At 50.6% G+C, this 23,822-nt stretch carries 18 protein-coding genes; 7 read left to right on the plus strand and 11 right to left on the minus strand.

Features of this window, described 5'->3' with window-relative positions:
• The 8 genes from AC5E51_RS00005 to AC5E51_RS00040 form a co-directional block, all read right to left on the minus strand.
• On the minus strand, positions 1–3,444 hold a 3,444-nt coding region (locus AC5E51_RS00005), incomplete at its 3' end, for a pilus assembly protein (RefSeq protein ID WP_303910774.1).
• 10 nt (positions 3,445–3,454) lie between these two features.
• Entirely contained in the window at positions 3,455–3,946 is a 492-nt protein-coding gene (locus AC5E51_RS00010; protein WP_301377165.1) for a pilus assembly PilX family protein, read from the minus strand.
• A 15-nt stretch (positions 3,947–3,961) separates the two neighbouring features.
• Positions 3,962–4,777 carry a PilW family protein gene (locus AC5E51_RS00015; RefSeq protein WP_301377164.1) on the minus strand — a complete coding sequence of 272 codons (816 nt, stop codon included), beginning with the start codon at positions 4,775–4,777 and terminating at the stop codon, positions 3,962–3,964.
• The gene (pilV, locus tag AC5E51_RS00020) at positions 4,774–5,358 is read right to left on the minus strand and encodes a type IV pilus modification protein PilV (protein ID WP_301377162.1); all 585 of its coding nucleotides are present in this window, start codon (positions 5,356–5,358) and stop codon (positions 4,774–4,776) included. The genes AC5E51_RS00015 and pilV overlap by 4 nt, the downstream gene beginning before the upstream one ends.
• Positions 5,346–5,834, minus strand: coding sequence for a GspH/FimT family pseudopilin (locus AC5E51_RS00025; protein WP_301377160.1), 489 nt, complete (start codon positions 5,832–5,834; stop codon positions 5,346–5,348). The genes pilV and AC5E51_RS00025 overlap by 13 nt, the downstream gene beginning before the upstream one ends.
• A gap of 185 nt (positions 5,835–6,019) precedes the next feature.
• Positions 6,020–6,649 (minus strand): GspH/FimT family pseudopilin, encoded by a 630-nt coding sequence (locus AC5E51_RS00030; RefSeq protein ID WP_301377158.1) that lies wholly within the window; start codon positions 6,647–6,649, stop codon positions 6,020–6,022.
• A 100-nt stretch (positions 6,650–6,749) separates the two neighbouring features.
• Complete coding sequence (locus tag AC5E51_RS00035; RefSeq protein ID WP_301377156.1) at positions 6,750–8,078, minus strand: sigma-54-dependent transcriptional regulator; 1,329 nt, start codon at positions 8,076–8,078, stop codon at positions 6,750–6,752.
• Between the two features lie 81 nt (positions 8,079–8,159).
• Complete coding sequence (locus tag AC5E51_RS00040; RefSeq protein ID WP_301377154.1) at positions 8,160–9,671, minus strand: sensor histidine kinase; 1,512 nt, start codon at positions 9,669–9,671, stop codon at positions 8,160–8,162.
• 73 nt (positions 9,672–9,744) lie between these two features.
• On the opposite strand from AC5E51_RS00040, the gene AC5E51_RS00045 reads away from it, so the two are divergent.
• A complete protein-coding gene (locus tag AC5E51_RS00045; protein ID WP_491777891.1) occupies positions 9,745–11,379 on the plus strand; it encodes an NAD+ synthase in 1,635 nt (544 codons plus the stop codon).
• Positions 11,380–11,494: 115 nt separating this feature from the next.
• On the opposite strand, the gene AC5E51_RS00050 is transcribed toward AC5E51_RS00045, so the two are convergent.
• Positions 11,495–12,580, minus strand: a complete 1,086-nt coding sequence (locus AC5E51_RS00050; RefSeq protein ID WP_488046789.1) for a fatty acid desaturase — start codon at positions 12,578–12,580, stop codon at positions 11,495–11,497.
• A gap of 115 nt (positions 12,581–12,695) precedes the next feature.
• Between AC5E51_RS00050 and AC5E51_RS00055 the strand changes: the two genes are divergently transcribed.
• The 6 genes from AC5E51_RS00055 to AC5E51_RS00080 all read left to right on the plus strand — a co-directional run bounded on the left by AC5E51_RS00055 (position 12,696) and on the right by AC5E51_RS00080 (position 19,752).
• Positions 12,696–13,709, plus strand: coding sequence for a helix-turn-helix domain-containing protein (locus AC5E51_RS00055; RefSeq protein WP_491777892.1), 1,014 nt, complete (start codon positions 12,696–12,698; stop codon positions 13,707–13,709).
• A gap of 171 nt (positions 13,710–13,880) precedes the next feature.
• Entirely contained in the window at positions 13,881–16,238 is a 2,358-nt protein-coding gene (locus AC5E51_RS00060; RefSeq protein ID WP_491777893.1) for a TonB-dependent receptor domain-containing protein, read from the plus strand.
• Positions 16,239–16,408: 170 nt separating this feature from the next.
• Positions 16,409–17,005, plus strand: coding sequence for a PepSY-associated TM helix domain-containing protein (locus AC5E51_RS00065; RefSeq protein ID WP_301179255.1), 597 nt, complete (start codon positions 16,409–16,411; stop codon positions 17,003–17,005).
• A gap of 10 nt (positions 17,006–17,015) precedes the next feature.
• Complete coding sequence (locus tag AC5E51_RS00070; protein WP_491777894.1) at positions 17,016–17,537, plus strand: DUF2271 domain-containing protein; 522 nt, start codon at positions 17,016–17,018, stop codon at positions 17,535–17,537.
• 10 nt (positions 17,538–17,547) lie between these two features.
• Complete coding sequence (locus tag AC5E51_RS00075) at positions 17,548–18,372, plus strand: DUF4198 domain-containing protein (protein WP_491777895.1); 825 nt, start codon at positions 17,548–17,550, stop codon at positions 18,370–18,372.
• Positions 18,373–18,375: 3 nt separating this feature from the next.
• On the plus strand, positions 18,376–19,752 hold the full coding sequence (locus AC5E51_RS00080) for a sulfite reductase subunit alpha (RefSeq protein WP_491777896.1): 1,377 nt from the start codon (positions 18,376–18,378) through the stop codon (positions 19,750–19,752).
• Positions 19,753–19,761: 9 nt separating this feature from the next.
• On the opposite strand, the gene AC5E51_RS00085 is transcribed toward AC5E51_RS00080, so the two are convergent.
• Together AC5E51_RS00085 and AC5E51_RS00090 are read right to left on the minus strand one after the other, a co-directional pair.
• On the minus strand, positions 19,762–21,636 hold the full coding sequence (locus AC5E51_RS00085; protein ID WP_491777897.1) for a sensor domain-containing diguanylate cyclase: 1,875 nt from the start codon (positions 21,634–21,636) through the stop codon (positions 19,762–19,764).
• A 67-nt stretch (positions 21,637–21,703) separates the two neighbouring features.
• Positions 21,704–23,530 carry a sensor domain-containing diguanylate cyclase gene (locus AC5E51_RS00090; protein ID WP_491777898.1) on the minus strand — a complete coding sequence of 609 codons (1,827 nt, stop codon included), beginning with the start codon at positions 23,528–23,530 and terminating at the stop codon, positions 21,704–21,706.
• Positions 23,531–23,822 lie beyond the last annotated feature (292 nt).

Raw genomic sequence — 23,822 nt, forward strand, 5'->3', positions numbered from 1 at the left:
GCCGCCGCCGCCGCCGCCGCCGCCGCCGCCGCCGCCGCCGCCGCCGCCGCCGCCGGGAACTATTGTTGGTGGGGTGGGCGGACGAGAGGGACCCTCAGTTCTCTCAAATACGCTTTCCCCCCCGCAGGATGTGGCTCCCGGTAGACATAGCTTGTAATTAATTGATTTGCCCAGGTTCCCGGTACATTCTGAAATCGCATCGTTACTATTTACTGCGAAGGTACTGAAGCGGACGATACCATCGAGGGTTAGCGAACGAGCAAAAGCTTTTTCTCCTGTGGCGGTGAAATTCACGAACCAGCCGGGAACATTTACAGCAAGATTTGCACTGGTCCATTCTTTCAGGTCGGAAAGATTAACTTCTGGATATACGGGTTTACCTGTGTTCGAGTCGAACTGTGTTGAATCTTTAATCACAAAGAAGCGGTCATCAACAGCAGTCTCAAGCGGATGTGCCCTATAGCCGGAACCTATGCTGATATACACAGTATCTTTAAGTTTAGTGACATCAGGGCTATAGAAGAAGCGTCTATTACCACTACGGCCCTCTACCTCGCTCGTGTTGATATCGAGAATCACCCCCCCGTAGATGTCCGCGGGCGAATTGCCTCTGAGGTCAAAGCGCCAGACCCGTCCTCCTACATCCGCTGCATAGATTCTGTCCACGTTTCCGTCAGTATCCGTGTCTACTAATACGGGGTTTGCTACAAAGCTGCTGGTCATATCTCCGTTAAGCGCTGAGAGGTCTGAATACGCGTCCCAGAGAATGGCCCCTGTTTCGGGGTCAAGGATATAGATTGTGTTACCTACATCGTGAGGAAAGCGTTTTTCAGTCCCCTCGCTGCTCGTACCATCTTCATCGGGGTCGTAACCCCCACTTGCAATCAGGACAACCTTGTTTTCCTCGGTTCCCCAGCGAATCATAGCTGGGCGTAAGGACGACCAGGTCTGACCAAGACGGTCAAAGCCAGATGAAACTGAAGGAGCATTTTTAGTAATGCTGTCGGAGTAGGGACCATTCTTCTGCCACGCGAGTGAGGGCGACGTAGGATTGGATACGTCGAATGCATAGTAACTGTGGCCGCCACGTCTCATGCCTACATACAGATATACTTTTTCGCCGGATTCAATGAGGCCATTTAAATTAGTGTCTTTATGCCAGTACGTGATCGGCCCATCAAAACCGTATGTCTTCTCAGCGTATGCAAAGTTTTCACTATCCAGGTAAAAGAGCGGATTATTTAGCAGCTCATGGGGTATGAGTGAGAAAAGCTCAGCGCCTGTTTCTGTGTTAAATGCATGTAGGTAACCACTGTTTGTGCCCACAAAGACCACTGGTCCACTGGCATAGTTTAAAACCAGGGGGCGGCTGTGAATGGGATCTTCCATTTCCTGGCGCGGGGTGTCGTCGTCATTTTTACCGACAATCCACTTAGCTAAACGCTGTCGCCCCGTGAGGCCAGTCTCCGGGCTGTCTAACAAGTCGTCAACTTGAAGCAAGTCTAATCCAAGAGTCTCATCACTGAGGGTTAATACCCGCGCCTCAGTCAAAGTTTCTACACTACCGTTAAGTACACCCAGAATATTACGCGAGCTGGTGAACAGGCTAGCGGCTCCACCTTTGGTAACGTCAGCGCCATCTGGCGCAGTGCTCCAAAAGCTTTGAGCTGTGTCCTTGAAGTAACCGGATGCAGAATCAACTGCAGATCTTCCATCGGCGCCAACGACACCCTCAGAGGTTACCTTGTACTTCTTCAGATTCCCTTTCCAGCCACCTTCGATCGCAGGTTCGAATACCGCGTAATACAGTTCGTCGCTGAGCTCAAGGCTATTAAATGAACTGACGGCAATAGCTGGAGACGTAAAGGTGGCAGGTTCTTCTAAGGGATTGCCGTTAATTGCTTTGGTGAATGACTCTACCAAAGCATCATAGTTATCGGCTAAATAGAGGTTGCCTCCTCCAGCCTCAGCAATGTTACGAAGTTTTTCTTCAGCGACTGTGGAGCCTGTTAGGAATCCACCGATGGTATCAATTGTGACCAATTGACTGCCCGCAACATCGAGTGGCCTGTGATCGACATTTTTGAGGTAATTGGCCATTTCTTCAGCACATTCACCCCCAATTCCGTCGGATGTTTCACAGTCTCTACTGATATAACTGGCGGAGTCTAGAGGGGCTGTCCGAATGAGGGGTTCAATGTACTCACTCGCATCATCCTGCAGCGAAGGCGCTCCATCACTAAATAAAACAATCTTCGTCGAAGGTTTACACCCGCCGAATTCGGGAGCGTTATATACCCAGCCAGTTCTTGACTCTTCGCTACTTGATTCATTGAATATGGTAAAATTGTTATACGCTTGAATAATACCGTTGCCGGATGTTGAATTATCTCTCCAGGCATCATCGATGGGTTTATCCCATACGCCTCGGTGGCCGTTGCGCCCATAGACTACACCATTGCCACTGAGATACCGGTAGGCCTCGTAGAGTGACTGCTCTATTGGAGTACCACCGAATGCATCGTAAGAGTCGATTTCGTTATTGAAGTTATCCCCTAGCTCTGTCACAGGGGTCATTGGGATATCTACATATCCCCCTTTGCCGAATCGTTCACTACCACCAGAATAGTAGGTGGAATTAAAACGCATTAAAGCAACAGATTTATTGGGGGATGACATTGCACCCACTACGTCTTTTGCTGCTTGTTTTACTATATCAATACGCATTACGGGAGTTGTACTACCGGCATCTGAACCTTTGTAATTAAGATAATTACCCTTCCATAATACGTCGTAGGTATCACGATCCCAATCATAGCTCAGATCAATATATTCCCACGTGAGACATATACCGAAGAATCCAAACAGACAGCGTCCTTGTTTTCTTTGTTCATTAGTATATGGAAAATCGAAGTCATTATACCCTTCTGTATTTACGAGATAACGATAGCTTTGAGAGTTGAATTCGTAACGATAGCTCTCCCGGCACTGGACGATAGAAGCATTGTTTGTACCTACAGTAGAGCCTTCCCAACCTACATTGTTTTCAAAGAAAGCATAGGTGTTTATGCTTAACCCTTGATTCTCAAGGTCGCTATTAATGGCATTCTTATAGGTGCAGTTGAGGTCATTGATGTCGACCTCGTGCTCTTTAATCGCTTGTACTTCATCCGTAGTGAGGTGCTCTATATCTCCGATGCTATCTATATTGAATAAGTAAACGGAATTGGGCTCAAATCCATAACCATCGTATACTTCGCTATTATCATATGGAGGTGTCTCAGTGTCATTTGCCCACTCTGACATACTTCGCGAGGTATCCATGATCAGAAGAATGTTCTCGCTACCTGCACTTCCGCCGCCAGTAAATATTTCAATATCGTCTGCCATCACCGGCTGGGTGAGGAGAGAAGTTGCTGCGATCAGAATACTTAATTTTTTCATTATTCTCTCCTTAGTTACGTTCAGGTGTTGGTACTGAGAACATAAACCCGAGAACCTGCTCAGACTTGAAACGGTCGCTTTTATCTACAGTGGTAGAGTGGATTTCGAATAGTAGGGGGGCAAAGTAACCAACACTGTTTCCTTCGCTCCAATTGTAATTCATTGAAGTCGCAATATCTGACTGAGATGTTACTTGAGATGATATAGACCGATAACTGCTGCTATCTATCACTACACCTGTATCTACTCGGTGGGCTGCCCCAGCAAGGCTCACAGCGGACAGTAGCTCATCCGAGTTGATCGCACTTTTGCGATAACTGTCATACTTTGTGGCTAGTTCCCGCTTAGATGTATGGAAAACATCTTCTTTGATCTGGAGGTTGCTTACGATGCGTATCTGCGTCGTAGAGCTCTGAAGGCTGAGAACGGCGAGAAAAGTTACGGAGGTTAGCATGATCAAACTGACGATCAGTGCGCTGCCTGTTTGTTGCAATTTTTTCATAGGGCTACCTCAAACTTAATTTAAACGCGTGACAGTGGTAGTAAAAACCTGTCTCGCTGTTTGATCATCAAATTGATAGTTCAGTGAATCGAGGACAATGTAATTCTGTTCCCAACTCTGTGCTTCCGTATTCGTTAACGCCTGAGTGAGAAAGCCAATGCGCATGGCGTATACATTTCCCCAGTCGGTTACTTGAGCAGCGTTAAAGTAGGTTGTCACATTTAAGGTGTCGTCAATAGGTGCTGAATTACTTTGACCATACAATACGTGCATTGCTAGAACTCCAGCCGCCAAAGCTTGTGAATTGCCGAAACTATCACCGGGGTTGGCACGAACGGTTCCGTCTTCATCGAAGGTTTGGCACCGTAAATTGCTCAATCCATTATCATCCACGGCTACCCAGTAGACGTCTGTCACCACCACATCGGTCGTAATATTTGCGTCCGCAGCATCCAGAAGTGCACTCCCATAACAAGTAACCGCGTTACTTTCTCCCGCTTCAGCCATACGTCGAACGGCCAATCGGTCGCCAGTGCCATTGGCTGATTCATTAATACAAACTATATCTCCGGCTGCGAGGCATAGATCTCCAAACGCTACGACACCTGCATCGTCCGGGTCGTATCCCGTACGCAGTAATTGGCGGTTGATGTAGTCTACAGCGAATCGTCCTGTTTCCTGCGAGTCGGCTAACGTATCGGAAACGGAGGCCGCCTGGTTGCTACTGATAAGGATACTGCCGACGGCAAAAATCACGATGAGGCTCAATGTCATCGAGATCATCAACTCGATAAGGGTTAAGCCGTGTTGTAATGAGATTCTGTTTTTCATGGTCTGAATACCAAGCTGTAATCTTCCCGTTGATCTTCTGCAAGAGTGCTTTGCTCTAATCGATAGACTTCGTTGCCCCGCGCATCTTTACCTGCAGTTCTTGAATTCCAGCTTACGGTTATGCGGTAGTCTCCGTTACCTTCATCGCTGATCGAAAGGCCGGGTGTATTGATAAACGACGCTGAGCTACTGAACCCATCCTCGCCTGTCAGCGTGTTGATGCCACATAGAGCTTCATACTGATCGAAGAGGGCTAAGTCCTGGTTGCTACAGTCTGCTGCAGGGGCTACCTGAGCACCGTTGGCAGAATAGGCTGCGCACATTTTCACTGCCCCCAGTGGATCATTACAGCTGATTTCCCTGTCAGTCACGTAACTGTCGACTGCAACTGCATTTGCTCTGATGCGATTAATCAAGTCATTTGCGACCCAGATCGCGTGAGTTCTGTTACCGGTATCAGAGACCGTTCTGATTGATTGCATCTGCATGGCACTCAACCCCAGAAGGCCGATGGTGGTAATCACAATGGTGACCAACACCTCAATAAGGCCGATGCCTGACTGATTCTTTATTGGATGCATGCGAGCTCCGTTACTGCAATTTGACCTGATATCAGGAGGGAAAATTGTTTATCTTCATTACCTGTACAGCCTGATGTGCGTACCGTGATCCTATCGGTAGCCTCTATTTGTCCTGTCGGCGTGAACGCGATTGTATTCAGTCCGTTTTCACTGGTAATGGTCACTCCGTCATCCAAAGGACCTCGCTGCCTGAGGATGTCTCCAGACCCTTCTGCAACAATTTGCCACCCGTTGGCTATGTCTCCGTTGCGAGGCGATATGCGAACGGTATCACCACGCGAGATGGCATGGCTCCGGGAGAACTGCAGGTCCAGTTCGAAAAGCTCGGTAATACGTTCGGCACGAGAGTTGTTCACCATGTCACTCATGGATGGAATGGCAATAGCTGCAACGATGCCGACAATAGTCAGTGTGACCATCAGCTCCAGGAGAGTAAAACCGTTCGAAAACGCCGATGCTTTCATATTCTCTGCCATCTTTATAATTGATTACCGTTGATGCTTTTGACGCTATTTTCACACAACTATAGTATTTTGAACGTGCGCTGGTTCCGACTTCCCTCTGACGAGCGGTTATTATCTGTTAGTAAGTGGGCTCTGATGGCGTTATTTGGCACATTTCTGTAGCGAATTTCTCTCTAGTAGCGGATACCTGGATCCGTTCATGAGCATGTGACTGCGTCGCCACTTGAGTCTTCAACGAGTCCATCGTTATTGCTATCTTCGCCCAGCCTGATTCTGCCCGCGCCCGATACTATGATGGTTGCTGACAGGTCTGTGCTTCCATCCATGCAGACTTTCAAGGTGCCGTTGTGGCCGAAGGCGCTGCCATTTGGTCGGAACATGATTGCACTGTCTCGGCTGTGATCTCTTTCTAGACGGTTTTCAGGTTTCTCCACTGCGGAGACAATACTTATTGTCGTCTCATCTGGGTCTAGAGCGCTGTTTTGATTAGAGTCGACAAAGATAGTGAGCCTATCTGCCCAGTCGTTGCCGCACGCATTACTACTGGTAAGGGGACACAGACTCACAGCCTCTCCTCGATACACCGCCATTGACCGACTGAGTGCGACGGCCCGGTGCAATGCTGATACCTCTGCCTTGAACTGGTTGCGCTCGATCAGTGCCCCCATCGCTGGTACCCCGACTCCAAGGAGTATTCCGCTGATCGCCACCACAACTAATAGCTCCAGCAGGGTAAAGCCATTGGCAGGCACAATTGGCGTTTGCTTTCTGATGTTCATCCCTGAACCCTCATTGATTGATAGGTAATCAGCTACGATATCAGGCATATGAGGGAGCGCACTCAGGCGCTTTTCGTATTTTTATACGGTCTTTCAAGGCTTGTTCGGGCAGGGTGACGGAGGGAGTCTAATCGCCAATTGATTTTACTTAGTCGATCGCCAGTTTTTTCAGGCGGTATCGAAGCGCCCGGAAGCTGATGCCGAGACGTTCTGCCGCTGCGGTTTTATTCCAGCGGGTCGCGTTCAAGGCCTCTTCAATTGCTTCCCGTTCCAGTCGTTCGAGGTACCCTTCCAGGTCGCCGACGGCCTCGTTGTTTGAATGGTAGCCACCCTGCGGCGTTTCCGGTTCGAAGCTGAGGTCACTCAGCTGGATTTCTTCGCCTTCCATCAGGGTAAAGGCACGCTGAAGTATGGCATCGAGTTCCCGCGTGTTCCCGGGGAAGTCGTATTCACAGATAGCCCGTAATGCCTCATCAGAGACTGATACTTCAGGCATATCCCATTGGCTGGCATAGGTCTGTAGCAGGTGGGTGGTGAGCTGCGGGATATCTTCACGGTGAGTGCGTAATGGTGGCACGCTCAGGTGTACTACGCGGATACGGAAGAGCAGGTCCTGACGGAAGTGACCCGAGCTTGCCAATGCTGGCAGATCCGCACTGCTGGCGCTGATGATACGGATATCCAGATCATGTTCGTGAGTGTCATGCAGCGCCCGGATCTTCTTATCGGTCAGAAGCTGCAGGAGCTGGGCCTGAAACTCCAGACCAAGGTGCTCGATATTGTTGAGAAACAATGTGCCCTGGTGAGCATTCTGGACGAGGCCATCATGAAGGGTGCCGTGATCGTCCATATAGCCGAACAGGGTCTCCGCTGCGTTCTCGTCCTGAAGCGCGTCACAGTTAACAGTAATAAAAGGGTGGGTAGTTCGTGAGCTAAGCAGGTGAATAGCGCGTGCAATACCTTCTTTGCCTGTGCCGTATTCGCCCTGAATAAATACCGGTGCCTGAGTGCGTCCGACTTTGCGCAGCGTGGTGCGCAGTTCCTGCATCGGGGGGGAGTCGCCAATAATAAGATTGGTGCATTGCTCCGGGAGTGTTCCCGTTACTTTCGACAGTCTTAGTGCAGCTGTTGCCAGATTTCGTAGTTGCTGAATATCAAGCGGTTTAGCAACAACATCGAAAGCGCCTGCTTTAAGGGCATTCACGCCGACTTCCATATTGCCAAACGCAGTGATCATAGCCACCGGCATGTCCGGGTAGTTGCGATTGCAGTGATGGATTAACTGAATGCCATCACCGTCGGGCAGTTTCATGTCGGTGATACAGAAATGGAAATTTCCCGACTCAAGTAATGCCATGGCTTCAGTGACATTGGCAGCCTGTTCGCATTTTATATCGATGCGTTCCAGGGCCATGCCTATCAGCTCGCGAATGTCCTGCTCGTCATCAACGATCAGTGCGCATAAGTCGGGCAGCATTGCCGGGGAGTTCCTGTTTGTCATCATGGCCTTATATTATTACTGAGTTGAGTTGACGCTGGTGTGACATATCCCGCAGTTTCATGCGCGTTTCATCCTGACAAGAAAACGTGCGCCCGGGTCGTTACCAGCAAACTCGATGCTTGCCTGGTTGGCCTGACACAGTTCGCGACATAAATAGAGTCCTAATCCTGTACCGTCGTGTTCGGTAGTATTGAAGGGCTCAAAGAGCCGCGATACCTGGTTATCAGCAATGCCAAAGCCGTTGTCTGTGATTTCAAGGGATGCACTACTATCGGATTCTGAAAGAATACGTAAGACGACTTCAGCCTCCTGTTTCCGTGCTTTCCGGGCATGCCGCAGACCATTCTGACACAGGTTGGTCAGGACCTGATTCAGATGATCCGGATCGAATAGTACGGTTAACTCGCTATCAGCATCATAGGAAAATATCAGACAATTCTCACCACTGACCTGACGGAAGTTCTGACAAAAGTTGTCGACGTAGCTATGGAGTTTCAGAGGTGTAGCTGTTGGCCGCTTGCCTCGTGAGAGCTGCAGGATGTCCCCAATAATACGATTAATTCGTTGGCTGTTGTTTTCAATAATGGCGGTCAGCTTTTTATCTTCAGCGGGCAGGTGCTCAGATTCGTCCAGCAGTTGTGCGGCCTGATTAAGAGCTGAAAGTGGATTACGGATTTCATGGGCAATACTGGCGGTGAGGCGACCTAACGATGCCAGCTTGGCTTGCTGAACTTCTGCTGAGAGACGCGCTTCGTCTTCAATAAGCAGTAGACAATCCTCATCGGGGCCTTCTGCCTCCAGACGGGTGACTGTCAGCCCCTGCAGTTTTCCCGCAAGGCTTTCCTGAGCCGGTGCCGTTATCAGCCACTCAGGTACCGCGGCGCCGGGTTCCAGCTTAAACCAGGATGCCGCAGTGTCATTAATAAACAGAATCCGTTTTTCTTTCGAACAGGCAATGATGCCATCCGGCAGTTTCATCAACGCCTGCTGGCTCAGGCGCTGTAAGCGCTGAACATCACGGGCGGTATCCTGAGCGAGATTCAGTGCGGCATCGATACGATGCGACAGCAGCTGAGTTAACCAGGCGAGAGCAAAGCAGATGCCCCCATACACACCGGTATTGGCCGTATCCCTGATGCCAAACTCGCCCGGTGCGATATGTTCGGTATAGATGACCGCAAGACTGAGCCAGGCAGCAACGCTGTACCCCAGTATGCCTGGGGCGAGTAGATTGGCCATGACGACCGGTATCAGCAACAGGCTAGAGAAACCGGCGGTGAGTCCGCCCGAAGCGAACATCATGCCGGTCAGCAGCGCTGTTTCCAGGAACAGGTAGGTGGTAGCTCCCTGCGAATCGGTTGTCCGGGTTATTAGCGCGACGAAGACCGCGGCTGCAAGTACATAAAGCGATGAAAGTACGAGAAAGAGGTGGGGAGCCTCTTTGCCAACGATGACGTCCATTGAATCGAGACCGTCGACGACGACGATCGACAGCGCAAGAATCAGCGAATAGTAGCTGTAGAGCGACAGCAGGCGGCTGCCCCGTCCGATGGAAATTGGATGATTCATTAGTCTTCCGGTTTGCGTCCTGATGCGTATTTCCAGACAATACGCGCATTACTGAAGAGAGTACCCCCAGACCATGTCCAAGTCACTGACTGCCACCCTGAAAATTGCGTTGGCGCAATGTAACTTTCACGTCGGCGATATCCCCGGCAATACGGCGAAAATTATAGAAGCAGCCAAGAAAGCTGCCGACGATGGTGCTCAGCTGATTGTATTCAGTGAACTCGCTCTGACGGGCTATCCGCCCGAAGACCTGCTGATGCGTCCAAGTCTTGAGCCCCGTATCAACGAGGCGTTGAGAGAAGTCGCGGCGGTCAGTCATGATATTGCCATCGCGATAGGTTACCCAGTTGCCAGGGATAATCGTCTCTATAACTGCGCAGGGGTCTGGTCTGAGGGTGTTTGTCTTGGAGAGTACGCCAAACAGGAGCTACCGAATTATCAGGTCTTCGATGAAAAACGCTACTTCTCAGCCGGTAAAGACGCGAAGGTGATAGAGCTACATGGCGTTAAACTGGGGCTTACCGTGTGCGAAGACGTCTGGTTTGATGCGCCGATAGCCATGGCTGCCGACGCCGGAGCCGATGTTATCCTGAACCTCAATGCCTCTCCGTTCCATAGCGGGAAGCAGCAGGAGCGTATAGACCTCATTAAGAAGCATACATCCCAGCACAAATTGCCGGTTCTTTATGTGAATCAGTCGGGTGGACAGGACGAGCTGGTGTTTGATGGCAGTTCATTTGCTGTGAATGCTGCGTCCGAATGCGTGTTGCAGATGGCCTCCTGGCGGGAAGATCAGGCGTATGTGGTGTTCGGGCAAGGCGAGTTACGTGCTGAGTCTGAATCGCGGGAAGCGCGGGAAGATGGTCTTGCCAGCCTGTATAACGCCCTGGTCGTTGGCGTTCGCGACTATGTGAATAAAAACCGCTTTCCGGGGGTTGTACTAGGCCTTTCTGGCGGAATCGATTCAGCTCTGACGTTGGCCGTTGCCGTTGATGCTCTGGGGCCAGAACGTGTGCGTGCTGTGATGATGCCATTTACCTATACCTCTGGTATGAGCAAAGAGGATGCAGCGTTGCAGGCTGAGGCCATGGGAGTTAAGTATCAATCCATTTCGATTGAACCTATGTATCGTGAATTTATGTCTGCACTTGCCCCCGACTTCGAGGGACTGAAGGTCGACACCACTGAAGAAAACCTGCAATCCCGTTGTCGCGGTGTGTTGTTAATGGCGCTATCGAATAAGACGGGCTACATGGTCCTGACAACCGGCAATAAAAGTGAAATGGCTGTCGGTTATGCGACGCTTTATGGTGATATGGCCGGTGGCTATGGTGCATTAAAAGACGTGTATAAAACCAAAGTCTTTGCCCTTGCCGAGTATCGGAATTCTATATCACCTGTTATCCCTCAGCGTGTGATTGACCGGCCCCCTTCCGCGGAGCTTGCTCCTGATCAGGTCGATGAAGACAGCCTGCCAGCGTACCCTGTGCTGGACGATATTCTGGAGCGTTACATCGAACACGATGAAAGTGCAGAGCAGATCATCACGGCCGGACATAATCGAGAAGACGTGATGCGGGTAGTGCGGCTGGTGGATATTAATGAATACAAGCGTCGTCAGGCGCCGATCGGGGTCAGGGTGACTCGCCGTGGCTTTGGTCGTGACCGTCGTTATCCTGTGACAAACGGCTGGAAGGCGGGCATCTGAATTTTTTCCGGCTGTCAGGATAACGCTACAGTCATTGGCTGCGTGTTAGGGGCGAGAAGAGCTGCATGTGCGCCATCTCTGGCGCACATGCAGCACTCACTGAGCTAATAACTCACTAAGCAGCACGCTCATTCAAACGATTCGCGCGCTTAAAGGTTCCCATATCGTTAAAGCGGATGCCATGACGGCGAAGCACTTCATGGGATTCTTTCTCGCTTAAATGGCGAATATAGAAGGGGTCACGCACTACAAAATGGTGGATCGCGTGAGTGCTGCCAAAGTTAAAGCAGAACAGTTGCAGTGGAATTAGATACCACTTATTCATCACCTGACATTGCTCATGAATAATCCCCGGCGTGTTGTCACCAAAGTAATGCATATTCGATGAAATAAAGTGCAGACAGAAAGTACGCAGCACGTTAGGTGCAATCAGGATAACAACGGTCGCAGTTACCCAGGCTTCCTGTGCCAGCAGCCATTGGGGCCAGTCAATTGTCGCTCCCAATGCCCAGGCAATGCCATTAGCCAGGTGAAATAGCACGAAGCCATGCCAGATGGTGTAACAGATATAACCGACAGGGTTAAAACTGAGTGCACCGATAATCCTTAAGTTTTTAATGTCTGTTTTATTGATTTTACCTTGCTTCAGTAACTTTTTCGGCACGACGAAGTATTTCCCAGCGCGCAGATAAAAAGCCAGCATGTTGTCGCCGACCATCAGGAAACGCTTCCAGTCCCATTTTTCGCCGTTGGTAATACCGCGTTCTTCCAGATCTGTTTCTGTGCCCGACACTTTGTGGTGATGCAGGTGTAGGTAGCGACGAATCCAGGGATTCTGGGTAAGGGGACGTGCGAGGTAGACACCTGCCATCATCAAGTGATGCCAGACAGGCTGCTTACGGAAGTACATGTAATGGATCAGGTCGTGCTCCAGCTCATGCAGCAGTGATGTCCAGAACGCACTTAATACGATGACCATCCAGGCTGGCATGATGCCTTCCATCCAGAGTACGCCGTTCAGAATCATCCCGGCAATACTGACCAGAAAAATGCCCATGCCGACGGCATTCTGGTGCTTAACCAGAAACGGGTGACGAGCTCGAACCTGGTCGCTCACCTGCATCAGTTCTTTCTGAATCTGACGATCCTTAGCGCGTAGTGCCTGAAAGCGTTCGCTGTTTTTATCCGTGGTATCAGTCATACTTGTACTCCAAACTCGTGGCCCGGCAGACGTACACAGGCCTTTAATTACATACTGGAGAGAAACCTGTTTCCATGCTTTGCACTCACCGCCAACCAGTTGACAGGAGACGCCAATGACTGAGCAACCCAAAGCGGTGGCCATGTTTCTGCGCCCGTTGGCGAACCTGTTGCAACAGCATGGTGATGAGCCCGCAGCCTTGTTTGCGGAGTATGGTGTCTCGGTAGAAGATACGTTTAACCCGGAGGTCTGGATCAGTGTGGATGCGACCTCTGCCTTATTGACCGCTGCTGAAAATCGTCTTCAGGACCCTTCTCTGGGCATCAATATGGCTCGTCGAAGCGAGTACTCTGCATTTGGTGGACTGGGGTTGGCACTGTCTGCCGGTGGCAGCATGCTGAGTGTCCTTCAGCGCCTCGCTCGCTACCAGAGGCTGATCAGTGACGCGGTTCGGGCTGAACTAGTGGTTGAAGATACGACCGTGTGCGTGCAGTTTCGCCCTTCAAGCGGGCACGTGCCTCACCCGCAGGGAATACAGTATGTGATGTCCAGTCTGATGCGATTAGTCAGACTCAGGGTAGATCCGGCGCTGAACCCTCTCGAAGTTCATGTGGCACATCATGACGACGATTATTGCGCCTCGATGGCCCGCTACTTTCGTGTGGCGCCAACCAGAAGCGATTACTACGGTCTGACCTTCGACCGGAAGCAGGCAGCTGCCGAGCTTCACTCCAGCGACAACCAGATGGTTGCCATGCTCGAAGCAACACTGAATGAGCGACTCGCTGAGCAGGAAAAAGGCTCACTCGTGATTCAGCTATCGTTATGGCTCGAAGGACAGCTTCCCGAAGGCGAGCCCAGCTTGTCCGATGCTGCTGAACGCTTTCACATGAGTGTACGTAGTTTGCAGCGGCGTCTGACTGACGAAGATTTGAGTTGGAAAGCCCTGCTCGAGAAAACGCGGCGGACGCTGGTGGAGAGACACCTGGCACTGCCCGGTACTACCATCACACAGCTGGCGTTTATGCTCGGCTTTTCAGACGTCAGTGCATTTTCCCGCGCTTTCAAAAAATGGTACGGCGTATCTCCGACTCAATTTCGCGCCAGCGAAACCTCTCAAAACCAGTAAGACTCCTGCAATACGCATCGGCCTCCGGTCCAGAGGCCTTTGTCCATACACGGTTTTATTAAAATTAATAAGTGTATTGTGAGTGAAGTTACAAATGAAAAACATTTGCATTTGCATTTGCAATTGAGTGAAAATAGTATACGCGCAAATTCCCCCGTATGGACCTTAAACATGAAGTTTCGAAATCAGCTTTTTCCTTTGAGTGCACTCGCTGCAGCGGTTGTTGCTTCTTTCTCTGCAACAGCAGAAGAGCAGCCGATCGAATTGGATAAGTTCGTTGTTACGGCGGCCGGTTATGAGCAGAAAGTGGTTGATGCTCCAGCCAGTATCTCTGTAATCACTCAGGAAGATCTCCGTTCACGCCCTTATGTCACGCTTCTGGATGCCGTCCGCGAACTGGAAGGTGTCGATATCGGTGAGACCCGAGATAAAACCGGGCAGGGTACTATCTCAATCCGTGGTATGGGGGCAGATTACACCCTGATCCTGATTGATGGTCGTCGCCAGAATAACCACGGTGACATCTACCCGAATAATTTCGGTGGTAATCAGTTTAACCACATTCCACCGATTGATGCGATTGAACGTATTGAGGTTATTCGCGGGCCAGCATCTACCCTTTACGGAGCGGATGCTCTGGGTGGCGTAATCAATATTATCACCAAGAAAGTGACCGATGACTGGACTGGTTCTGCAAGTATCAGTCGCACCTTTCAGGAGTACGATGAGTACGGTGCAGATACCACGGCTGATTTCAGTGTGGCAGGTCCGTTAATTGAAAACGTACTGGGTATGGAGCTGCGCGGCAGTATCTATAAGCGCGATGCATCAGAGCCAGAGTACGACTCAGTCATAGACCCGAACGGTGTTGAACAGACACGCTCTCTCGGTTTCGGCAGTGGCGGTAAAACCACAGATAATACCAATCACAATATGGGCGTAGGCCTGAACTGGAAGCTGGCCGATAACCAGAGTCTGACTTTCGACTACGATACATCCAAGCAGGTATACGATAACGAGCCACTGGAAGATGGCAGCTTCCCTCTCGGGACGGTCGACAGTATTGATACACTCTGGCAAGCAAGGGGCGGTGTGGTTAATCCTCGTGCAGGTTATGCACAGGATCAGGAGTTCACCCGCGACCAGTGGGCAATCGCTCACGAGGGCAGCTGGAGTTTTGGTAAGAGCCTGGTGTCTTTGCAGAATATCGAGACTAATAACAACGGCCGTACCGTACCTTTGTCAGTGTCTGAACGACAATTGCTGCAGGAAATGTACGACGGCACTGGCGACTACGCTGGCCTGAGTGAAGACGAGCGCCGTGCGATTGCTGAAGAGACGTTTCTGCCACGCCCAGACCGTACTATGGAAAGCAGCCAGTACACGCTGGATGCCAAGCTTGAAATTCCAGTCGAAGACCTGGCCGGTGATCACCTGTTTATCGTCGGTGGTCAGTACATTGATGCGGAGCTGACCGACGGTGTATTTGGACGCGAAGATGGTGAGTCGGGAGAGGTATCAGACTTTACGACATACGCGTTGTTCGCTGAAGACAGCTGGACCATGGTACCAGACTTTACGCTGACTGCGGGTCTGCGTTACGACGATCACGATGCTTTCGGTAGCAATGTCAGCCCTCGCTTGTACGCGGTATACAGCCTGACGCCAGAGTGGACGGTGAAAGGTGGTGTGAGCAGTGGTTATAAAACTCCAAAAACAACTGATCTTTACGACGGTGTAACCGGCTTTGGAGGCCAGGGTACCGTTCCTTTTGCGGGGAACCCGGATCTTGAGCCGGAGAAAAGCCGCAATACCGAAGCCGCGATCTATTGGGAGTCGATGGAGAATCGCCACAGCTTTAACGCGACCATTTTCCACAATCGCTTCGAAGATAAGATTGCCCGTGGTGACTCAGTACAGACTTGTACTCAGACGGGTGGCGAACGTCCTTGTGTGAATCTTGGTGAATATGAAGATCTGGGCTATGACTCCTGGGCGCAGGTGATTAATATCGATGATGCTCTGATTCGCGGCGCTGAAGTCGCTGGTCGTTTCCAGATCATTGATGCACTGGCAGTACGTGGTAACTACACCTACACCGACAGCCGTCAGCTCTCTGGTTCACAGGAAGGACAGCCTCTGACGAACACAGCTGAACACATGAGTAATATCACTCTCGACTGGGATGTGAATACTAAATTGAATGTGCAACTGACCAGTGAGACACGCTCGGCTCGCTTCCGTGGTGTAGATGATGACAACGATCCTCTCTACTACAAGGACTATCGCGTACTGCATCTCGGAGCAACCTATGCGGTAAATAGTTACTTCAGTGTATACGGCCGGATTAACAATCTGCTGGATCAGGATTTCACCACTTATAGCGTTGAGTACGACGATATTGATGGGGATGGAGAGTACGAATATGCCTCTGGTCGGGGTGCTGTCAGCGAGGTTGTATTCGAAGACGATTACAACAACAAAGACAAGCGTCGCAACCTCTGGGTTGGTCTGAACGTACGCTTCTGATTCAGGAAAGTGCGAATAAAGAAAGGGCCGCAAGGCCCTTTTTTACGGGCGTCTTTTACCTTTGCTAATGCATAGAAGTGTCATTATCAAATAAAAATACTTCTCATTAAGTTGTTGTTTGTTAGTATTCTGACCGATCGCTCAGCGGCTTCTTTTCTTTGGATGTAGTCATGTTTTCTCGATTTATCCCGGGCACATTACGTCAGTGGCACTGGGTCAGTTCGGCAGTATGCCTGGTAGGTATGATTCTGTTTGCATTCACCGGTATTACCCTAAATCACGCCGCCGATATCCCCGCAGATCCTGAACGCACAACAGTAGAATCAGAGCTACCACCGGGAGTGCTCAGTGCGGTTCAGAATCGCTCAGAAGGGCCGTTGCCTATGGCTGTTCGTCGTTGGTTGAACGATCAGCATGGTATCTCCACCCGAGATGTTGATGCTGAGTGGGATGAGTATGAAGTCTACCTCGGCATGCCCAAGCCCGGCGGTGATGCCTGGCTGAGTATTGATCTGGAAACCGGCAGTTTTATTTATGAAGACACAGATCGCGGAGTAATTTCCTACCTTAATGATCTTCACAAAGGTCGGAATACCAATACCGCATGGTCGTGGTTTATCGATATTTTTTCGGTGCTTTGTCTGGTTTTTTCCCTGAGCGGATTATGGCTTCTCGCCCGATATGCCAGACAACGTCCAAGTACCTGGCCACTGGTGGCATTCGGCGTTATTGCACCCATTATTTTACTTGTTCTCGCTGCGCACTAAGGAGTCGCTGATGAAATTAATTAAATCCGGACTGATGACTGCGGTCGCACTCGTTTCCTTTACACAGGTGCTGGCGGCTGATCTTTCGGTCTCTGTAGAGATTCCAGAGTTGGATGTCGCTGAATATCACAAGCCTTATGTTGCTATCTGGATTGAAGATGATCGCAATCAGGTCGTTAGTAATCTGGCCGTCTGGTACGACGTGGATATGCGTAATGCCGAAGGTGAAAAGTGGCTGAAAGACATGCGCCAGTGGTGGCGTCGCAGTGGCCGCTCACTGGATATGCCTGTCGATGGCGTCAGCGGTGCTACTTATGGTCCGGGCGCTTATGAGCTGGAGTTTACGTCTGGTAAGGCACCTCTCGCAGACCTCAAGCCTGGCGAATATCGCCTGCGTGTTGAAGCGGCGCGGGAAGTTGGTGGCCGCGAACTGATCAACATTCCTTTCAGCTGGCCTCAAAGCGGTGAGAAGACACTTGAAGAACAGGGTAGCTCTGAACTGGGCGCTATCGAACTGACCATCAAACCTTAAGGAAATGCAGATGAAAATGAACGTATTAAAGCCTATTTTATTGGGCGCTCTTGTTGCTGGCACTCTGTCCGCGGAAGCTCATCGCGCTTGGATTCTTCCACAGGAAACTCAGCTCTCGGGCGAAGATCGTTGGGGCGGTTTCGAAGCAGCAGTATCTAACGATATTTTTGTCGCCAACTATCACGCCGTTCGTTTTAATGATCTGATCGTCCTCCAGCCAGACGGCGATAAAAGCGAAGCAGAGAACCTGCATACCGGTAAGTACCGCACTGTCTTCGACGTAAAACTTGAAGACGAAGGTACCTACAAAATCTTTACGGCAAGTAATGGCATGCGTGCCATGTGGGAAGAAGACGGTAAGCGTCGTATGTATCCTGGCCGTGGCGAGCAATATACCGCAGAAGGTTTTGCTGAAAACGTACCTGAAAAAGCAGACAAGCTGCGTGTAATGCAGTCATCGCGTCGTATGGAAACCTTTGTCACACTCGGTGCGCCAACAAGCGACACACTTAAGCCAACGAACAAAGGACTCGAGCTGGTGCCAGTGACGCACCCGAATGATCTCTATTCCGGTGAGCAGGCGACTTTTAAGTTTCTGATTGATGGTGAACCTGCTGAAGGCGCTGAACTGACCGCCATTCGTGAAGGAACCCGCTATCGCAACAGTCAGGATGAAATTACTGCCGTTGCCAACAAAAAAGGCGAGGTTAAACTTAATTGGAAAGGCGCTGGCCGCTACTTTATTGAAGTTGAATATAAAGACGACAAAGCGAAGAAGCCGGCCACTGAGCGCACGGGCTCTTACGTGACTGTGCTTGAGGTCTTACCGGACTGATTTATGTTAACGGTGGCTCCTTATATTCAGGCTGGAGTGCTTTTTCTGGCCTGGGTCGCTTTCACATTCTGGTGCTATCGACGAGTGATAGCGAGAAGCATTGAGGTAAGGCAGCATACCGATGCCGATACTGTTGTCGCTTTTGCCAGTGAGAGTGGCTCCGCTGAGTCACTTTCGCGGCAACTGGTTGAAATGCTGAGAAGTCAGGGAGCTACAGTACTTCATCAGCCGCTTAATCAGGTGACGCCAGATCGCCTGAGTCAATGTCGCTCTCTTTTTGTAATTGCGAGTACCTACGGGGAAGGGGATGCGCCGGACAATGGTCGCTTCTTTATTCCTTCGTTGAAAAAAACACTGGCGAGATACCCTGAGCTTGGTTTCTCAATTCTCGGCTTGGGAGATACAAGCTATGAACACTTCTGTGGCTTCTCCTACGATATAAATACGGTTTTGCTTGAGAGTGACGCTCAGGTGCTGGCGCCTCTGGTGGCAGTAGATCGCAATGATCCCGAAACGATTGCATTCTGGTTTACTCAGCTCGCAGACGCTGGCGTGATTCATCCTGATCAACTTAATTCGATTGAATTTTCGGATAAAGCGCCAGTCAATCCTCAATATCCTTTGCGTTTTAAGGGACGTCGTCACCTTAACTCCGGAAGTCCCGGTGCGCCGATATACGAAGTCACACTGGATGTCAGAAATCAGTTCAGCTGGCAGGCGGGTGATATCATTCAGCTTCATTTGCAGGGGCAAATTCGCGAATACAGTATAGCCAGTATTCCGGAGGAATCTGAACTGACACTCTTGATCCGGGAGCAGAACCATCCTGATGGCTCGCCTGGGCTAGGGTCTGGCTGGTTGTGTCATCAGGCGATGGTGAATGACACTGTTGGCGCTTCTGTGCGTTGTAATCCGTCTTTTCACTGCTCGGCGGATGCAGAGAAACTGATATTAATTGGCAATGGTTCCGGGCTTGCCGGACTCAGGGCTCACTTGAAAGTCAGAGATATGTCTGGGCAGCATGATAACTGGTTAATCTTCGGAGAGCGCTCTCCACTGTTCGACCGCCACTGGGATAAACAACTGACAGAATGGTATGACTCAGAGCACCTGACGTATCTGAATCGCAGTTACTCCCGCGCTGACTCGCTGGAACTGGCCTCAGTAACCGGTGAAGCGAGCAGAGGATATGTTCAGGATGTTGTTTCCGAACACAGTGATCGCCTCAAACGTTGGATTAATGCCGGGGCGACGATCCTTGTATGCGGCAGTCGTGATGGCATGGCTCAGGATCTGGAGCACCAGCTTGGAAGTATTCTGGGTAGCGAAAAACTAGAAGCTTTGACGGCAGAGGGACGCTACCGTCGGGATGTCTATTAATATTGAGTGTCAGCCCGCCTCGTTCAGCTGCTCTGAGCGGGTGACCTGATTCCGACCGTTCTCTTTAGACTGATACAGACAGCTGTCCGCGACGCTCAACAATTTTTCTTCCAGTCCGGGTTGCGATGGAATCGTGCATGCAACGCCGATACTGATCGTCATATTCTTACTCTGATTACCTTGCGTCACGGTTGTTTTTTCAAATGCTGACCTGAGCATCTCGCCAACCTGTGCAGCGCGCTCTTCGGTTGTCTTAGGCAGGACGACAACGAACTCTTCACCGCCGTAGCGGGCTGCAAATGCTCCCGGCATAGTGACCACCTTGCGGATAAGTTGGGCCGCACGCACCAGACACAGGTCACCAAACGCGTGACCGTAGTTATCGTTCAGTTTTTTGAAGAAATCGATGTCGACCATCATGACACTGATCGGATGTTGATCTTTGTATGATTGCTCATAGTGGTCGCGGAAAACCTGATCGAAGTATCTGCGGTTAAAGAGTTTGGTCAGGCCATCGGTGACGCTCAACTCTTCAAGGCGGCGGTTGGCCTTTTCAAGGGCAGATGTTCTCTCTTTTACCTTGTTGTCTAACTCCTGATTCATCGCGACCTGCATATCGAGTAGCTTGGTCTGAGAGTTAATCCTCAGCTCTTTCTCCTGATTCATCTTATCGGCAAAGGCGATTGAGAGGAGTGACAGTTCCGCAATAAAGCCGATCGCAAAGGCATGGTTACCCAGCTCTGTTGCTGGAATCTTCCCGGTCATATCCAACAGGTACCAACCAATAAAGACCAGGTGTGCAAACCAGGCGATTGTGAACAGACGGGCCGACTTCATACCCATGATCCAACCTTTGATACCGATGTAGAATGCACAGACAACACCGAACAAGGCGATTGAGTGACCCAGCTTCACAATCAGGCTGTAGGGCACGGTGAAGCTCGCAATCGACATAACGATCAGAGTGAATAACATCAGGTAGGCGACGGAGCGATCCAGAACGGAACCGAAGTTCTTCAGATCAATAAACTTAAGAACAAAGGCCATCGCAGTAAGTTGAACAAACGGCGCGAGGAACGCGATCACTTGGTTATTGACGCCGGGTCTGTCCCCCCAGAAATACTGCTCACCAAAGCCAAACATGGTGGCCTGCATAACGCCGGCACTGAGGAGGTAAAGTACATAGAGGATGTACGAGCTTTCCGTCAGCGAGAAGTACAGAAACAGGTTATAGAGCGCCATGATGGCGATAATTCCGAGGAAGGCGCCTGCCCATAGGTACAGCAGTTTTTCTTCTTCAGCGGCTTCCTTGTAGTTCATCAGATCCAATGGCATCAGTAGTGGTCCGGGGGTTGAAATCCGGATATATATTTCCTGCTCATCGGCGCTGGCATCATCGAGTGGAAACCAGAAGGTTCGCTGGTCAATCGGTCGACTGTTAAAGGGGAGTTGGTCACCCGCAGAGAAGTGACGGATCATTTTCCCACGTTCGAAAAGATAGAAGTCGACATAGTCGTGGTGAGGGTAATTAAGACGGATAATCGGTTGTCCGAACGCTTCTGATACGCCCGCAAGACGCACACGTGCCCATACAGGCTGGCTGGTTTGCCCAAGGTTATTATTGATGCTCTGGCGGTGGTGCCAGTCCCCCTCAGGCCGGACGAGAATCTCGTCGAGACTCTCGCCGTCGCGTTCTGAAACAAACTCAAGCAGCGGCAGAAGACTGACCTTATCGCCTGTAAAGTGGACGGTCTTAATAGCATGAGCCCGGTGGGCGAGGAGAGCAGCGATCAGAATCGACAGAGAAAGCAATGCCTGGAGGCAGTGAATCAAAAGGCTGTGTCGCTGACCGTGCGACTCTGGATGTGTTTTTGGAATTGGCATTCCGGACCCTGTGCTTCCCCGAATATTATCTATTAAAGCTAGTTCAGATTGGGGCGGAGTCAACGACTCAGGAGCCAGTGTTTCGCAGGAATGCGACCTGGTTCCGACCGTTGCGTTTTGCCGTGTAAAGCAGGCTGTCTGCGGCTTGAAGAAGCTTTTCCCAGGCCGAGCGATCGACGGGTTGCTCGACAGTCAGGCCAACACTGATCGTCATCACTTTCTCATTGGCGCCATCTGTAACTTTATGGCGTGCAAAAGCCAGACGTAAGGCCTCAGCTTTCTCCTGAGCTTCCTCAGGACTGGCATCCGGCAGAATCACAACAAACTCTTCTCCGCCGTAGCGGGCACAGATAGCTTCCTGACCTGCGACTACATTACGGATGAGGCGACCGGCATCAATCAGGCAGAGGTCGCCGAATCGGTGGCCGAAGTTGTCGTTCAGCTGCTTGAAGTGATCAATATCGATCATCAGAACGGCAAGCGGCTTACCATCCCGGCAAGCTTGCAGATACGCTCTTTCGTAGAGTTCGTCGAAGTGGCGCCGGTTGAACAGACCCGTTAATCCGTCGGTGGTACTGAGGATCTCCAGACGTCGATTGGCCTCTTCCAGTTCACTGGTACGTAAACGTACTTTCTCTTCCAGCTCTGCATTCATGGCCACCTGAACATCCATCAGCTTACTCTGACTGCTCAGTCGTAACTCACGCTCGTAGTTAATACGGTCTGCGAATGCGATCGATAAGAGCGCCAGCTCTATGACAGAACCAAAGGCCAGAATATGCTCGCCAAACGGACTGGTCGGCAGAATTGAAGCCAGCTCGAGCAGGTACCAGGCGATAAATATCAGGTAGATAAACCAGGCCATGGCGAACAGGCGTGCATAAGGGACTTTCTTCTGCCAGCCGATAATGCCGATGTAGAGACCGCAGCAGACACTGACGGCACCGGTAATGTTCACCACTGTCAGGAAGCTTGCGTACTCCATAAACGGAGCACCGGTTACCAGCAACCAGGAATAGATAAGAAGCACCGTTCCGGCAACCCGTTCAAACCGTCCGAAGTTCTCGTACAGGCGTATGAAGCGAATAACAAAGGCAACAGCGGTGCCTTGCATCAGGGCACTGGTCAGGGCTACCGCAAAGTTATTGTCGAACAGAGAACTCTCAGGCCAGAAGTATTGATATCCGAGGCCCTGGAGCGTGAGTTGGTGCAAACCGACGCTAGCCATGTAGACCAGGTAGTAAATATAAGCCGTGTCGCGCAGCGAGCCTGAGATAAAGGCATTGTAGGCAAACATGATAAGCAGGATGCCAAAGTAAATACCAAGGGCCATCGATGTATTACGATCCTGGAGTCTGCTCTCAGCACCGGTCACCAGACTGAAAGGGATCAGTAGTGGACCTGGAGTGCTGATGCGGAAATACACCTTAGCGTCTGTCGACTGATTCAGCTTTTCAAGAGGAAACAGAAACGTTCGTTGGTCGACAGGGCGGGAGTGAAAGCCACGTTGGTCGCCGGTATAAAAGCTCTGTACCACACCCGATTCAGATACCAGAAAGACATCGATGAAATCATAGTGAGGGTAATCGAGTAGTAAGTAAGCGCTGTCTGCCTTCAGATTATTCGTGCCCGTAAGATCAACGCGGAACCAGGTGGTACCATAGTCGCGTCCCAGGCTTCGGCTGGTTTGAGGAACACCAGACCAGCGGTTGTCGGGTAAGGCCATGATGTCCGACAGGCTGTCTTCGCCAGCACCAGGCTGGACCTGAACGACATAACGGGAGAGCGAGATCTCATCGACCAGCTGCTGCAGGTCGAGGGTACGTATTTCACTGGCGTGCAACTGAACGCTGGACATCAGTATTAAGCAGGCGAAAACAAACCCAGCACTCATTTGCACTGCGCAGCGTAATCCCCTGATGATGTCCGGAAATGGCACTTAATCGTGCTCCTTATTGTTAGGTTCTGAACTGCTCTACAAGGTAAACAACTCAGCTGGAAGCCCAGAATAGCCCCAAGTGCCAGCAAAGTAGTGCATACAAGTCACAAACTATCTTATTGACCGGGAAATTTACCTTTCATTGACGGGTGTCTATCTGGTCGGGTGTTGATCATTGAAAAAAGTTTAGAGGATATATTGAATACAGGTGGGGCTGAATTGGAGGATTAAGAAGCGGTCATGAATA

Source organism: Thalassolituus sp., from assembly GCF_984348125.1.